This is a genomic window from Paenibacillus thalictri, from assembly GCF_004307995.1.
Classification (GTDB): domain Bacteria; phylum Bacillota; class Bacilli; order Paenibacillales; family NBRC-103111; genus Paenibacillus_AF; species Paenibacillus_AF thalictri.
The window spans coordinates 13,974-29,318 of the sequence record NZ_SIRE01000018.1; the positions used below are offsets into that span (position 1 = coordinate 13,974).

Consider the following 15,345-nt stretch of genomic DNA (forward strand, 5'->3'; position numbering starts at 1 on the left):
GGACATCTACTCAAACTCGATAAAGTTCACTTCTTTTACCGGCTGCGAAGCATCGGACGGGATATAAAACGTTTTGATCTCGCATTTCCCGAATGAGCTGCTCCACTGCCGCCCAAGCGACGGAAACGCAATGTCCGCATCCGCTTCTTGCCCTGCCGTTTCGTAACAGCGTACGATCCAGCCTGCACCGTCCTCCGCTTGTTTAAACGCCGTAGCCGCAACAGCTTCATGAGAAATGGAAATCTCTTGCGCGCGCTGCGGCAGAACGCCTTCATGGTACGTTTCCCACACCGTCAGCAGCGGGACGTTCAGCTCGTTCGCTTTGCGCACGATGCCCGCTTTTCTCCAGCAGCCTTGATGAGGAACCAGCGTGTAGGAAAACTCCTGAATCCCTTGATCCATAAACTCAACCTGATCGTCGCGGTTGCCAAAATGATCGGCATAAATCGGGCTGCGCACAACCGTCATGCGGATATCGCCGTCCAGCACATCGTAGCCGTATTTGGCATCGTTCAACAAGGACAGACCACAGCTGCGCTCCGTTTCGCCGGGAACTAGCCCCGACACGTCGACCCACTGCTGGCCCGGCACCTCGTCGCCGTTCATCGCCCGTTCGATAAATCCGTAAGGAATTTCCGAGAACGAGCGGGCCTGTTCGGCGCGGACCGGGAATGAGAGCTTCAGCATTTTGTGGCGCTCCCGCCAGTCGAGCTGCACCTTCACCTCTACTATCGCGGACGAGTGGCACAAGCTGATGTCCTGACGCAGCAGCGAACCGTTATAGCGGCTTATGACGCGGATCGTACCGCGCAGCGGACCCTGCTCCAGCACCTTGACCTCGGCGTCGCCGAAGCGGCCGATTTCGTCGCGGAACTGCCTCATCCCGTGGCCCCACGTATCGCTGTGATGCTCGTCAACGACAATCGGTACGGCACCGCTGCCGTTCAGCAGCTCCGTGCCGGCCTGTTTGTCGAAGATGCGGCGGATGTATCCGGTATGGCTGTCGATCTCGATGCGAATCAAGCTGTTCTCGAGGCTGCCGGAATCGGTTTTCACCGGTTCCACAAGCTCCGGCGCGTGCTGCTCCTTGTCCAGATAAGCCCAGTAGACGCGATAGCCGAATGCGGGGATTTTGGCCATAATCAGCGTATCCCACTTATCGTCCACATTCGTGCGTGTCGCTCTCACCTTCTGAATCGGTACGGCTTGACCTTCGTCATCCGTTACGCCGCTCAGCAGTTTGTTGAGTCGAACCGGCGCCTCGACCTCCCACGACAACGGGTTAAAGATAACGACCGGCGTGCCGAGATCGTCCTGCTCCCACAGCTGCCAATGCTTATCTTTGCTCAGCGATTTTATCTGGGGTTTCATCGTATTTATCGACCACGATAGTTTTTGCAGCGCCGCATTCAGCGACCTTGCTCCGATGCTCAGCGATTCGCCGTAAAATTCGCGTACGTCGTCGAACGCTTCCTTTACGCTGCAGCCGCCCATAATATCGTGAAAATGGTTAAACATCACGTTCTCCCACGCCTGCAGCAGTGCCTGCTGAGGATATGGCAGATCCAGCTTGATGCGCGCCAGCGCTGCAAATTTCTCCGCCGTCAGCAAACGGTGCTCCACCCGCCGGTTCAGCGCCTTCGATTCCGAATGCGAGGAGTAGCAGCCTACCGCATGGCGCTGCATTTCGTCATGAATAACCGGAATATCGGGCTGATTCCGCTCCATTTCGGCAAAAAACTGGTTGGGCGAGCTGAGCTTAAGCTGCCCGCCGCCTTCGCGAGCTTGAAGTTCTTCGAGCAGCTTGAGATTGGCAATGGTCGGTCCGCCGCCATGGTTGCCTACGCCGTAAAAGGTCATGTAGCCGTGACCGTGCTGATTGGCAAGCTTCTGCTGTTTCGTGATTTTCCCTTCCAAGCCGCCTTCTCCCCAGTTGCCGTAGCTGTCGGACAAACGGAATGTCATCACCCTGCTGCCGTCTTCCGACTCCCACCAGAACAGATCGTTCGGCAGCGACTTCTCATGCGCCTCCGGACGCATAAACACATAGTAGTCCATGCCGCTGCGCCGCAAAATCTGCGGCAGCATTCCATGGTGGCCAAACGAATCGACGTTATATCCGACACGTGCCGTCACTCCAAATTTGCTTAAAAAGTAGCGTTGGCCGTAAAGGCTATGGCGCGCAAACGATTCTCCGGAGGGCAGGTTGCAGTCAGGCTGGATCCACCAGCCGCCGGTGACGACCCAGCGCCCTTCGGCGATCCGGCTGCGGATTTCCTCGAACATGTCGGGCGCATTTTCCTCCACCCACTTGTAATACGCCGCACAAGCGCAAGTAAAAACAAAATCGGGAAACTCGTTCAAGCGGTCGAGCGCCGACCGGAACGTAGCTTTTATTTCCGCATAACCTTCCTGCCAACGCCACAGCCATACCGGGTCGAGATGGGCGTTGCCGATCAGATGCACATTGTTGCCGTCAGCCATACTTGCTCCTCCTTATAAGGGACACAGTTCGAATATTCGACTTTTGAATGTTACGTATCATGAACTTGAACGGGCGAACAAACTTTTAAAAATCGGGTATCCAAAATCGAACATTCTAAGCGGTTGTTTCCTCCCAGCGGGCCCACATTTCTTGCGGCGTCGCGCCTCCCGTTTCACCTAACTTGCGCACGGACACCGCCGCCGCCAGATGGGCAAACGCCGCCGCTTCCGGACCGCTGCAGCCGATGCCGTATGCGGCAAGAAAAGCCGCAGTAAAAGAGTCGCCCGCGCCAACGATATCGACCGGAGGAGCGACGGGAGACGTCGGTACAGGCGTAATGCCGCCGTCTTCAAACCAATAAGCTCCCTTTTCCCCAACCGTGATGCAGCAGGGTGACCCGGCTTGCTGCGACAACCGCAGACCGGCCTTAAACAGCTCCGCATCCGAGACACCGGCCTTCATGGTGCCGTGAAACCAGCGGAGAGCTTCCACTTCATTAGGCTTCAGCACAACCGAAGCGTAATCGCCGATTCGATACCGGCTGTCGACGACAATTCGTTTGCCTTGACCGGCCCAATAGCGCAGCCGTTCGCGCACGGACGGATCGATCACACCTTGCTCCAGCTGATCGGTCACCCCAATCACGTCGACTCGCTCGGCGAGCAGATCAAACTGCGTCAGCAGCTGCTGCCGGACCTCGTCGGTCAAGGTGTCCTTGCTCGTAAAATCGATGCGAGGCGCCTCCTGCCGCACCCCCTGCAAACCGTGCATGATGACTTTGCAGTAAGCCGGGGTCATGCAGCCCGGCACGGCAAGCATCAGCGAGCCGTCGACTCCCCGCGAGCGCAGCGCTTCCTTCAGCAGGCCCCCCCGCCAATCGTCGCCGATCACAGTACAGAAGCTAACCTCCGCACAGCCCAATAATTTAAAATTTACCGCCGCATTACTGGCTGCGCCGGGAGCAAACCGCTCCCGGGCGACAGGCATATTGTAATGAGGCGTTTCTCTCGACAGCTCGCTGATCGTCATATCGGCGTCCCAATACAAGTCCAGACAGCCGTCGCCGATCACTCCGACCTTTAACGACCGAATCCGCTCCAAAATCTCTTGCATGCGCTCCCGTGTAAGCCCCTTGAAGGGCGCGCCTAAAACCGGCGGCGAATGCTCGTCTGCCATGCGCTGCTCTCCTCTCTATTCATTTTATATGCTTTCCGGCGAGCGATAGGCCAGCTTGAACGTTTTTAGTTCAAACGGGTTGAAGTACACGTCAAAGCTGTGGTCCGTATGCTCCAGAGCGACACCGTTTTGCTCCGCCAAATTGACCTCTTCGACGTTCATCAGCTCGTAATAAGTGCGAAGCGATACTTCACCGCGTTTACCTGCATATTCGTAGCACCGTACGATCCAACTGTCGGAGTCCTCGGCTTTTTTCACTGAATCGATGATGACATGGTCGCCAAGCACGCTGATGAAGCTCAGCTCCGCAGGAAGCGCTGTCGCTCCCGGCGCGGCAGCCGCTCCGGCACCCGAAGCCAAATCAACAACGCTCACCGGTACGTTCAACCGATGTGCCTGCTCTACCGTGCCTGCGGCAAACCAGTCGCCGTCATGCGGCAGCAAGGCGTACGTGAAGCGGTGTTCGCCTTTATCGCATTCCGGATCCGGCTTATTAGACGACTTGATTAACGTCAGACGCATGACATGATCTTTGATGTCGTGGCCATATTTGCAATCGTTCATCAAGCTGACGCCAAAACCGCGCTCCGACAGATCAACCCATTTGTGAGCGCATGTCTCAAACCGGGCATAATCCCAGCTTGTGTTCCAATGCGTAGGCCGCTGCACATGCCCGAACTGAATTTCATACGTCGCCGTAGCGGAACGCACGCATACCGGAAAGGCCACCTTAAGCAACGTTTCCCGCTCCTGCCAATCGACCCAAGTCGAGAATTCGATACGCGGATCGGCCGCATAAACGATCATATCCTGCTGCAGCGCCGTTTTGCCGTAGGTCCATTCGAAACGTACAACAGCTCGGAACGGCCCGTTTTCCACAACTTGAACGGAACGCAGATCGGTCACGTGGCGCACTTTTTGCACATAGAAAATATCGATTTCCCAGTTGTCGTGATACGCCGGTTTATCTTCATGCACATCAAAGCGGTTGGCCGTCTCGCCCTTAGCGATAACTTCCCGTCCCGAACGTTTGTCGAACAAACGGCTCAACTGGCCGGCTTCATTCCATTCGATTTCATAAAACGGCGTCGACACGCCGCTAGCTCCAAACACAAACGGCTGAGGCGCAATTTCACTAACCGCAGCAGACGCCGAAGCATCGCCGATTACCGCCGATACATCCGTTTCTGCGGTGCCGGTGCCCACGGAAACCGCCTCGCCTTGCTCCATGCGCAGCGTCGTGTAGCCCATCGCCGGCACATTGTCGACACGCAGCTGCAGCACGTCGCCGTTTGCGCTGCTGGTCCGCTGAGCGGCAACAGCCTGACCTGCTCCGTCGACCCACCGCTTGCCTTCGTATTCCGGCTTCCACGGCAAGCTCACCAGTTCGCTGCGCGACCATGGCAGCGAGTTAAACACCAGTTGTTCCGCTCCATCCGCCGCTACCTGCTGTACCAGTCCGCTTAGGCCTTCGCCAAGCGCCGCAAGCGCAAGCTGCTCCGCTTCGCCGTATTCGACATGGCAGTCCTCGTATACTTCGGTAATCGACGATCCCGGCAAAATATCGTGAAACTGATTGCGCAGCACGATTTTCCAGCTGTCGTACAGCTTTCCGGACGGATAAGCGGCATAGCCGGCAAGCGGCGTCGATACGATTGAAGCCAACTCGGCTTCACGCAGCAGCAGCTCCATGCGGCGGTTCATTTTTTTCACATACGCTTGCGATGTGTAAGTCCCCCGGTGCAGCTCCAAGTACAGCTCGCCGTCCCAATGATGCACGTAACGGTCCGATTTCTCCACCGTTTGCTCCAGCTTGGCGAAATATTCGTCGGCGCGTCCCGTTGTCGCTTTCGGCAGACCCGGCATGTTTTCCAGCCTTCTGCGCATTTCCAGCATCGTGCGGGTCGGACCGCCTCCGCCGTCGCCCCAGCCGTAGGACAGCAGCAGCTCGCTGTCGTTGACTTCCTTGTCGCGGTAGTTGTTCCAGATGCCGGTCAGCGTAGCCGGCAGCACCTGGCCGTTGTACGTATAGAAACGGGTGAACGTCGACTCCGGAATATCCGGGTCCGGCGTCGTAATATAATGCGTCAGCACTTCTGTGCCGTCGATGCCTCTCCAGTAGAACGTATCGTGCGGGAACCGGTTGAACACGTTCCAGCTGATTTTGGTTGTCATGAAGTGGCGGATGCCGCTTTTTTGCAATATTTGCGGCAGCGCCCAGCTGTAGCCAAACACGTCGGGCAGCCATAAATATTCGCATTTCACGCCAAAGGTACGCTCGAAGTATCGCATCCCGTACAGCAGCTGGCGTACCAGCGATTCCCCGGACGGAATGTTGCAGTCGGATTCGAGCCACATGGCGCCGCCGGCTTCCCAGCGGCCTTCGCGGACGCGTTCTTTGATTTTGGCAAAAATTTCCGGATAATCGTGTTCGATATATTCATACAGCTGCGGCTGCGTTTGCAAAAAGACGTATTCCGGAAACTGCTCCATCAAACGCAGCACCGTGGAGAACGAGCGGGCCGCTTTTTCCCGCGTATGCTTAAGCCGCCACAGCCAAGCGACGTCGATATGGGTATGCCCGATGCAGCGCACCGTGAGCGGCTGGAACTTCGGCAGCTTCTCCAGTTCTTCCTTCAGCAGCTTGTTGGCTACGCTTATGCTTTCGTAGAAAGCTTCGTCTCCCGGCACACGCCAGTCAATCGGCAGGAACGCGCGGTCAAGCGCTTTCACGAGTGCCTGATGCTCCCAGCGGTTTTCCTCCAGCACTTTGATCGAATGCCATACGGCAAAGGCGGTGTGGTACAAGTCGTCCGTCTCCGTCTCCAGCAAAGCCAACGCCGACATCTGCACCTGGTGCTCTTGAATCGTCTTCACCCCGGTTGCTCCGTGCAGACCGCTCCATACTTTAAAGAGCAAATCGACCCTTTGCCCGACAAACGATTCCGGGAACCACACTTCCGTATGATTGCTGCCGACGCCTTGATACGGCTCGCCATTCACGTACAACAGCGACTCAAAACCCCAGTTGTGGCCGGAGCCGGTTTTGCCGAAATCAAACAGGCCAACGACCTGTTTGCCCAACCATTCCTGCGGAACAACCGCTTCGGCTTGAAGCCAGGCGGTCAAATCCCAGCCCTGCCATCTGTCGCCAAGACGCATCTCGCCCCACTGCGTGTCCTCCGGAGGCATGCCGCCGATCTCAGCCTGCTCGTCAACCCAGAACCGGTAAGCCGGAATCTCACGCTGATCGATATAACGGTACTGCTTGATCTGCTCAATTCGCTGCCACAACTTATCCATTGTCAAAAACATCGTTAGTTGGCCTCCCCAAGGATCTTTATCTTCTATACCTCATCAAGAGTCTGTCCGAGAGAATCGATTGATGAATTTTTATTCAGCATGATACAGAGGGAAGGGAATTGCCGCGGAAAGTTTACGTCCGCTTTGAAAACCGTATTTTTACCACAAAGTAATTTCATAAAAAACACGGTTTTCATTGGCGGTGGAGCGGCAATCTCTTTCCGTAGTAAATATTGTTCTGAATAAAAATTCATCATTTTGCTTCACCGGACATACTCCTACAACCCCAGCCACTTCAGCCACATATTCAGATCGGAGAAATCTCCGGCGATTTGGTCCGCACCGGCCGCCTGCAGCCGGTTGACTTTCACCGGATTGAGGCCCTCTCTGGCGTTCTCATCGCTGGCAAGCCCCAGCGCAAGCGCCCCGTTTTCCTTCGCCAGGCGGATCTCCACCTTGCCGTCGCCGATCACCGCAAGACCTTCACCGCCAAAATCGGGCTGTGCGAGCAGATCGGCAATAACCTTTTCCTTCGAGCAGTCGGCTCGTCCCGGAGGCGCTCCGGCGATGCTTGCAAAATAGTTGCGGACTCCCAGCACTTCCGCTTCATTTACGACATCCGGGTGATCGGTGCCGCTAGCGATATACATCGGAATGCCGCGGGAATGCAGCGCTTCCAGCAGCTCAACGGAACCGCGGATCAAAAATCCCGAAGGCGCAAGTTTTCCTTCACGCAAGTCGGCGATCCGCTCGTTTACCTTAAGCAGCAGCCGATTGTTGTATTCCGCCTTGTACTCCCAATCGCTAAGCACATGCGGATTCCAGCCCTGCTCCCGCACACGCTGCTCCAACCAGCGCATTTGGAAAATCGTCTGAATGCCCGTCGATTGATCGATATAGGCATCGATCTCGCGCTCCAGCTCCGCTTCTTCCTCAACGCTTAACTGCCGGCTGCCGGCAATCATTTCTTTAAACAGCGGAGCCATCGTTTCTTCCCAGCCCGACCTTAACGTAGATAACGTGCCGTCAAAATCAAACAGCACCGCTTGAACTTGACCTTTTTGCTGGCGGTCCATCTTGTGCCTCCTTATGAATGTATTAAAGTTCGAAATATTTTCCTTATACTGGAACTATCTACGGTTCGCAGCAATTCAAAACTCCCGCGTGCACCATGCCGCTTTCGGCTCTTGCGCCCAGCCGCGGTCTTACTTCTTATCACCGGCCACCGCCTGCCATATAGCGGGAATCGTGTCCTGATGCAGTCCTTCGAAATGAAAACCTTTGCCGCCAAGGCTTGTCGGACGGTGTACGATATTTTTACGCGGCCGGTAATAATAGTCCCAATCCTCATAGCCGACCTTTTGCGAATAATCGCCAAGTTTGACGATATCGAAATTAGCGGTTGTAATATGGTGGACCGGGTACTGCAAATTGCGAGAGATGGATAACGCTTTCAAGAACACCTCAGGACCCGTAACCGTGGAACCGAAGTTCATGAACACCCCGCCCTCCAAATGGGCGACCGAATAGCAATATGTTTGGAAGTCATATCCGCTGGCTTCCGCCTGCAAGGCGATATCGGATTCCGGATGGATCTGGATATCGTCGGTCCCCAGCGTAATGTGGCATGTATACGGAATGCTGGATTCCATGCAGACGCCAAGCAGACTTTCCTGCAAATAAGGAAATGATTGCTGATGGGTGCGGATATAATGCATCAGGCGTTCCCCATACCCTGTCTCCCCGGAACTGCCTGCTGCCAATGCTTCATGGATCATCTGCGCGGGTTCCGCCCACATCGCCAGTTTGCCTTCGCCCAAATACCCGGCTTCCAGCTCTTCGGCCCGCCCGAAAGCAGCCAGCTCAACATCGTGCAGGCAACCTGCCCCGGTGATGGCAATATGGCTGATATACCCCCTGCGCACCAAATCGATCAAATAGCGGTTCACTCCGCTGCCGATCACATCGCTGCCCAAGGACACAAGCACACGTGCGCCTTGCGTTTTGGCGGCTTCCAGCCGTTCAACAAAATCGCCGAACAGCTCGGGATGCCAGCTTGCGCCGCGAGGCCGCTCGAGAGCCGCTCCCGTTTCCGCGTCCGCCGCCCGGCCTTCTGCCCCGGGCGAATGACTTTGCCGCTGCACAGCACAGCCGTCGGCATTGTCCGCATTGCTGGCCGCCGCCTCCGTCGGTACCGACTTAACGCCTTCCGCCCCCGCCGCTCCGCCATACTGCAACATCGTCCCCGACCGGGCCGGACCGCTCAACATCTCAGCGTGCAGGCGGCTGTTGCGTGTACCGACCGGATATTGCTTGGTGCCGGCTTGAGTGGCCCTTACATTGTTTTGCGCACTCTCCGGTACAGGCGGAAACTCCGCTCCCAGCTCCGCTTTTCTCGCCAGCAGCTTGTGAAACAACGCCGGAATCGTCATCTGGTGCAGGCCGCGGAACATCAGCCCTTGCCCGCCGATTTCGCTCAGCCTGTCGATAAATACCCGGCGCGGCCGGTAATGGTATTCCGGCTTGGTATTCTCTGGACGAATGTCCGCAGATGCCGGAACGATGTCAAAATTGGCGGCCGTAATTCCTTCCATTTCCAGACCGCGGTTGCGTGCCAGCGCCAATCCCTTAAGGAAAATCTCCGGCCCCGATATCGCCGAACCAAAGTTCAAAAACACGCCCCCGTCGTTCATTCCTGCGATCGAATGGCACATCTGCCGGAAATCCCGGCCCGAAGCCGCACCCAAATCTTTAAACACCACAGCCGGGTGCTGATGAATAATATCCGTGCCAATCGAGATATGGCAGGTGTAAGGAACGCCATAACGCTGGCACTGTACGAAAACGCAATCGTCGTAATAAGGAAAACGTTCCGGATGGGCCGATAAGTAACGGTACAGGCTGGGCCCGTAACCGAGCCCAAGCTTTGCGCCTTCACTAATCGCCTCATTCATGAACCTCCCCGTTTCCTCCCACATGCCAAAGGAACCGTCCTCAATCGCCGTGGCGACGTCCTCCGACGTTTCGCCCAGAAACGCCAGCTCGAAGTCGTGAATGCTGGTCGCCCCGTTGCCGGAAACATGAGTGACAAAACCGTTGCGCACCATTTCAATGACATACCGCGACAGGCCGTTTTTAATCACATGGGCCCCCATCGACCAGATCACGGGTTTGCCTGCCTTCCGCAATTCAATGATCCGGTCGACCAGTTGCAGAAACTGCGGCGTTTCTGCGGCAGACCAGCCCTTGCCGTCTTCTTCGTAAGGTCTTGACATATTTTGAATCGTCACCAGATTGGTGCGGCTGTACACGGAAAATGTTTTGATGCCCGCAAACGACAGCCTGTTCCCCGATGTCATTGCTTCTCCACCTTCCTTTCGCTTAAGGACAGCAGTCTTACCGGTTCGGACAATAAATAATCAAACAATAAAGCGGCTGCCCCCACGGCGCTTTGCGATGCTTTAAACGTAGCTGCTTCAATGTTCAGCCGGTCTTTGGCAAATGCGTATATTCTCGATCTCAAACGCTGCTTCACATGATCCATGTAATCCGCAAGCATCGGGTACAAGCTCCCGCCCAGCACAATCAATTCAGGATCGTACAAATTCTGAATGTTGATCATTGCCGCTTCGAGATAAACAAGCGTATCATGGATGCATTTGATCGCTTCCTGGTCGCCGCTTAAAGCGGCGCTGCGCAGTTCAGCCAAGGTACTGCCATGCGGCCAGCGGCTTAAAATGCCGGGAATCGAACCGACCGTTTCCCAACAACCTCTATTCCCGCAATCGCACAACTTGCCGTCCAGCACAATCGTCATATGGCCGACTTGACCGCATAACCCGTTTGTCCCGCGGACGATTTTCCCATCGGTGACAACTCCGCCGCCGATCCCCGCGCCCATGGTGACAAACACGAGGTGTTTGACATTTTTGCCGAGTCCGTAGCGTCTTTCGGCTAAAGCCGATGTCCGGGCATCGTCCTCAATCAGCGTCACAAGCCCGAATTCCTCCTCCAGCTTCATCTGTAAAGGAAACCCGCTCCATCCCGGAAAATTAGGCGGGGATACAATCGTCCCTTTCGCATGGTCAATCGGTCCAGGTACCCCTACACCTAACCCGAGAACCCTGCATCCTGCAGCATCAATGCTTTTTTTCGCGTCCGCAACCAATTCCCGAATCACCTTCAAATAGGCGTCCGGACCTTGGATACCGGTCATATCCCGCTCTGCCGACTGCATGATCGTACCGTTCAAGTCCATAACAACCAGTTCGATGCTGGAACGGCTAATATCGAGACCGATAACCCGGAACGTATGAGGATCGAAGCCAAGCAGCACTCTTTTCCTGCCCACGGTCCCTGAAACGGCTTCCGTTTCCCGCAAAATATTCAATTCGATCAATTCATGCGTCAAATTCGTTATGGTCCCCGAGGTCAGGCTTGTGTGTTCGACAAGCTCCACCCGCGAAATTTGATTGTGCTGCCAAATGCGCTCGAGGATCACCGACATGTTGCTCTGCTTAACCTGCTGCAAATAAATCATTTTGTTCTCGACGATGACGGTTCCTCCTCTATTTTCTTAATCATTTAATTAATTAGAATTATACACGCAGAACAGGGATCTTGTAAATTCATCAGCCGTAAATATTTTTGAACTTCCCGCGCAACATAAAAAACCGTCCTCCCGGTTTGAAGTGCCCCCAAAAAGTTAGATAATGTCTAACCATTGGGGTGCAGTTCAGTTTTGGGGAAGGACGGTTCTTTCGTACGTGTATGATTTATCGAAGCGTATTAGTCAAAATAAACGGCTTTGCCGGTTTTGGCCGACTCGTAGATCGCTTCAAGAATTTCCGAAACAACGCAAGCTTGCTCCGGCGTGACGATCGGATCTTTGTCCTGCTCGATCGCTTCGATCCACAGTCTCATTTCCGTTTCCTGCGGGTTTTCTTTTTTGCCGTCGTAGAAATCGACGCCCTTGGCATCAAGCTGGATGTTGTTCATATACAACCGGCTGTGTTTTTCGCCGTTGATACGCAGACCCTCCTGCATATCGGCTCCGCCTTCCGTACCGCAAAGCGTACATTTGGCTTCGCCTGTCTGCAGCGTGTTAAGCGCCCAGCTGGATTCCAACACGATGGTCGCGCCGTTCTGCATCGTAATCATGCCAAAAGCCGAATCCTCGACGGTAAATTTGCTCGGATCCCACGGACCCCAAGCATTTGCCGCATTTTCGCGGCCGGACAACTTGTGGTGGGTTGTGCCCAGCACCGCTTTTGGCTTATAGTTGTCCATCATCCAAAGCGTAAGGTCAAGCGCATGGGTGCCGATGTCGATAAGCGGGCCTCCGCCTTGCTTCTCTTCGTCAAGGAACACACCCCAGGTAGGTACTGCGCGGCGGCGGATGGCATGGGCCTTAGCGAAATAAATTTCGCCCAAGTCGCCTTCTTCGCACACTTTTTTCAGATACAAGCTGTCCGTACGGAAACGGTTATTGTAGCCGATCGTCAGTTTTTTGCCCGAGCGTTTCGCCGCTTCGACCATACGTCTGGCATCGGCCGCAGTTTTAGCCATCGGTTTTTCGCACATGACATGTTTGCCGGAATCCAGCGCCGCAATCGTAATGTCCGCATGAGAGTCGTTTGGCGTACATACATGGATGATATCGATGGAAGCGTCTTCAAGAAGCTCACGGAAGTTGGATGTTACACGAGCGCCTTCCACCCCGTATTTACCTGCCGCATCATGTGCTTTCTCTACAATAACGTCGCAGAAAGCGACCATTTCTACGTTTGCAAGTTTGGCAAGGCTTGGCATATGTTTGCCGTTGGCAATACCGCCGCAGCCGACAATCCCGATTTTGAATTTTTGTGACATAACTGTATATCCTCCTCGATTGATTGGATTTCAGTGCTTTGACTAATTTCTAGTATAGATACACGGCCGCAAAAAAGATATTCGTTATATGGCGCTACTTGTATTCAATTTTGGCATTATGTGAGAGGGGCCCCCTCAATTCTCCTGAAGCGAATACTCCCCATGCCCGCTTTGCTGAAGTAAAGCCCTCAAGGGGCAGGCCCCTCCTCTGATCCCCTATTTCATGAAAAACCTGCGACTACCTATCATCCTTCAATAAAAAGAACGCTTTGCATAAACCGCTTCAAAATTGTCGCTGCTTGTGCCCGGGTAGCCAATTCGGCCGGTGCAAACCGAGCCGGTTCGAGTCCATTCATAATGCCGGATGCGACCATCTCTTCCACGGCGTCAAGTGCCCACGACGATATCGTCCGCGTATCCGCAAACGTCTGCAGATGAGCGTTGTCCGCTCCGCTTGGCATCCCTTGCAGGGAGTGGACAAGCGTCCGCGCTCTTCCGATCATGACAGCCATCTGTTCTCGGTAATCGGCTCATTCGGCGCAAATTCGGTTTCGCTTATTCCGTTAACCAGTCCCGCCTTCGACGCCGCTTCTAGCGCTAATTCATACCATGCATCCGCCGCAATGTAGTTAATGCTTTCTTTACTCTACAAAAAAGACTCTGCTATTGTAGCAGAGCCCATCTGAAAGAATTATGAAAGACTTGCTATTGAACCAACATGCCCGCTATGGCATCCCCTGGATGCCGCGTCTTTTGTTTTGGAGAGGCTGTAGCGCAGCAGCTTGTCATCCCCTCCTCTTCCTCCTTTTATTAAGCCCAGTTTATTTTCATTTTAAGGAAAATTTAGAATCTCGATCACAGAATAAGTAGGTTTTTTATGTCCCCATGTCGAATAATGTCTAAATTAATCACTTCACGTATCCTCTTTCGATGGGACTTGATTATTATGAGAAACAAGAAAAAAGGATTCACGCTCACTTTTTTGTCGAGTCTTCTCGTCACCTTATCGGTCATATTAACTCTTGGCATCAGCATTTTCGTCGGAACCCATGGAATTAAAGACGCCTTAATCGCTAATACATTAACGATGAATCGGATCAATGCGGAAAAACTCGCTGTAACAACCAACGATTTATTTAATTCGATGAAGAACAGTTTGGCTGTAACCGCTGATTTGCTTGAACGCGACTGGGGGCGGGGTGATATACAGAAGCAGCTTGACTTGTTTCGCAGCGTCAATCAAAATTTCAATTCGATCTATTTCGTCGATCCGCAAGGCATCATGCGGCAATCGTCTCCAAGAAACGAACTTCAAGGAACCAAGCTGACGAGCAGCGGCTCCGCGGAAGCCATCATGGAAAAAAAACCGCTCGTATCCGATCCTTATATCGGGGGGACCTCCAAGCCGCTTGTCCAAGTAAGCCAACCACTTTTCAACCGCGAAGGCGTTTATTTGGGATACATCGGGGGCTCGATCATGCTTCAGGAGAAAAATATTTTTCAAACCATACTGGGCAGCTATCCGGATATTCAGACAGGTTCGTATATTTTTGTCGTCAACTCAAAGGGACAGCTCATTTATCATCCCAACGCTTCACGAATCGGAGACGATGTGACCTCCAATCCAAGCGTAGACGAAGTGCTGCATGAGAAAAGCGGACAACAGCGCGTCGTTAACACAAGAGGCGTCGATATGCTGGCCGGTTACGCCCCTGTACCGGTCACACGGTGGGGCGTTATTGTTCAGACGCCAACGCAAAGCGTTGTTTCGCTGACCTCGCAGCTGGTCAGCAGCGTGCTGAAATATACGCTTCCGGGTATTGCCCTGCTGCTCATTATCGCGTGGCTCATCGCCGTGAAAATCTCGAAGCCATTGTATCTGCTTGCTGAATACGCCAGAACGATAAGCAATCAAGAGCACAACCTGAAGCTGCCGATGCCTCGTTCTCATAACTGGAATTATGAAACGAACCAGTTGCGAAGCGCAATCGGGCTTGCGGTAAGCCGAATGCAGTCTCAAATGAACCATTTATCGCTGCAGGCGCAAACCGACGCGCTAACCGGGCTGCATAACCGAAGATCGCTGGATGCCCGCATGGAAAAGTGGGCGCATGACGAGATGCCGCTCTGCATGCTCGTGTTAGACATCGACAGGTTCAAATCGGTTAACGATATGTACGGCCACGACCGCGGCGACGACGTGTTGAAATATTTAGCGCAAACAATGGAGCACCATGTACGGGAATCCGGCGTTTGCTTCCGTTATGGCGGAGAAGAATTTGTTATTGTGCTGCCGAACGTCTCAAAGCAAACCGCCTATGACTTGGCGGAACAACTCCGGGCCGCTGTTGAAGTAACCGTCAGCCCGATAAATAAACCGATTACCGTCTCCATAGGACTCTCCGCCTCCGACGAATGCGGTTACGCCGGATTGTTCGCTGCGGCGGATCGTGCGTTGTACCGGGCCAAGCAGTCGGGCCGAAACCGCACGGTCACAGCCTAAGCGTGAA

Annotated in this window: 10 protein-coding genes; 1 reads left to right on the forward strand and 9 read right to left on the reverse strand. The window is 54.1% G+C overall.

Translation table 11 applies throughout. The annotated features are described in order from the left end of the window. Positions 1-6: 6 nt before the first annotated feature. From EYB31_RS23710 to EYB31_RS23745, 9 genes are all read right to left on the reverse strand, one after another. Positions 7-2,484, reverse strand: coding sequence for an alpha-mannosidase (locus EYB31_RS23710; RefSeq protein ID WP_131015914.1), 2,478 nt, complete (start codon positions 2,482-2,484; stop codon positions 7-9). Positions 2,485-2,599: 115 nt separating this feature from the next. Beyond that, positions 2,600-3,661, reverse strand: coding sequence for a bifunctional heptose 7-phosphate kinase/heptose 1-phosphate adenyltransferase (locus EYB31_RS23715; protein WP_131015915.1), 1,062 nt, complete (start codon positions 3,659-3,661; stop codon positions 2,600-2,602). A 24-nt stretch (positions 3,662-3,685) separates the two neighbouring features. Then, the gene (locus EYB31_RS23720) at positions 3,686-6,976 is read right to left on the reverse strand and encodes an alpha-mannosidase (protein ID WP_131015916.1); all 3,291 of its coding nucleotides are present in this window, start codon (positions 6,974-6,976) and stop codon (positions 3,686-3,688) included. A 266-nt stretch (positions 6,977-7,242) separates the two neighbouring features. Next, the gene (locus EYB31_RS23725) at positions 7,243-8,040 is read right to left on the reverse strand and encodes an HAD family hydrolase (protein WP_131015917.1); all 798 of its coding nucleotides are present in this window, start codon (positions 8,038-8,040) and stop codon (positions 7,243-7,245) included. A gap of 129 nt (positions 8,041-8,169) precedes the next feature. Beyond that, a complete protein-coding gene (locus EYB31_RS40675; protein ID WP_206105490.1) occupies positions 8,170-10,323 on the reverse strand; it encodes a GSU2086 family protein in 2,154 nt (717 codons plus the stop codon). Then, positions 10,320-11,504 (reverse strand): ROK family protein, encoded by a 1,185-nt coding sequence (locus EYB31_RS23735; RefSeq protein ID WP_131015918.1) that lies wholly within the window; start codon positions 11,502-11,504, stop codon positions 10,320-10,322. Before EYB31_RS23735 ends, EYB31_RS40675 begins: the two co-directional genes overlap by 4 nt. A gap of 248 nt (positions 11,505-11,752) precedes the next feature. Next, positions 11,753-12,835, reverse strand: coding sequence for a Gfo/Idh/MocA family protein (locus EYB31_RS23740; RefSeq protein WP_131015919.1), 1,083 nt, complete (start codon positions 12,833-12,835; stop codon positions 11,753-11,755). Positions 12,836-13,080: 245 nt separating this feature from the next. Further along, positions 13,081-13,338, reverse strand: coding sequence for an S-layer homology domain-containing protein (locus EYB31_RS40680; protein ID WP_206105491.1), 258 nt, complete (start codon positions 13,336-13,338; stop codon positions 13,081-13,083). Then, a complete protein-coding gene (locus EYB31_RS23745) occupies positions 13,335-13,469 on the reverse strand; it encodes an S-layer homology domain-containing protein (RefSeq protein ID WP_338119986.1) in 135 nt (44 codons plus the stop codon). Before EYB31_RS23745 ends, EYB31_RS40680 begins: the two co-directional genes overlap by 4 nt. A gap of 312 nt (positions 13,470-13,781) precedes the next feature. On the opposite strand from EYB31_RS23745, the gene EYB31_RS23750 reads away from it, so the two are divergent. Next, positions 13,782-15,338 carry a sensor domain-containing diguanylate cyclase gene (locus EYB31_RS23750; RefSeq protein ID WP_165452578.1) on the forward strand — a complete coding sequence of 519 codons (1,557 nt, stop codon included), beginning with the start codon at positions 13,782-13,784 and terminating at the stop codon, positions 15,336-15,338. Positions 15,339-15,345: the final 7 nt, after the last annotated feature.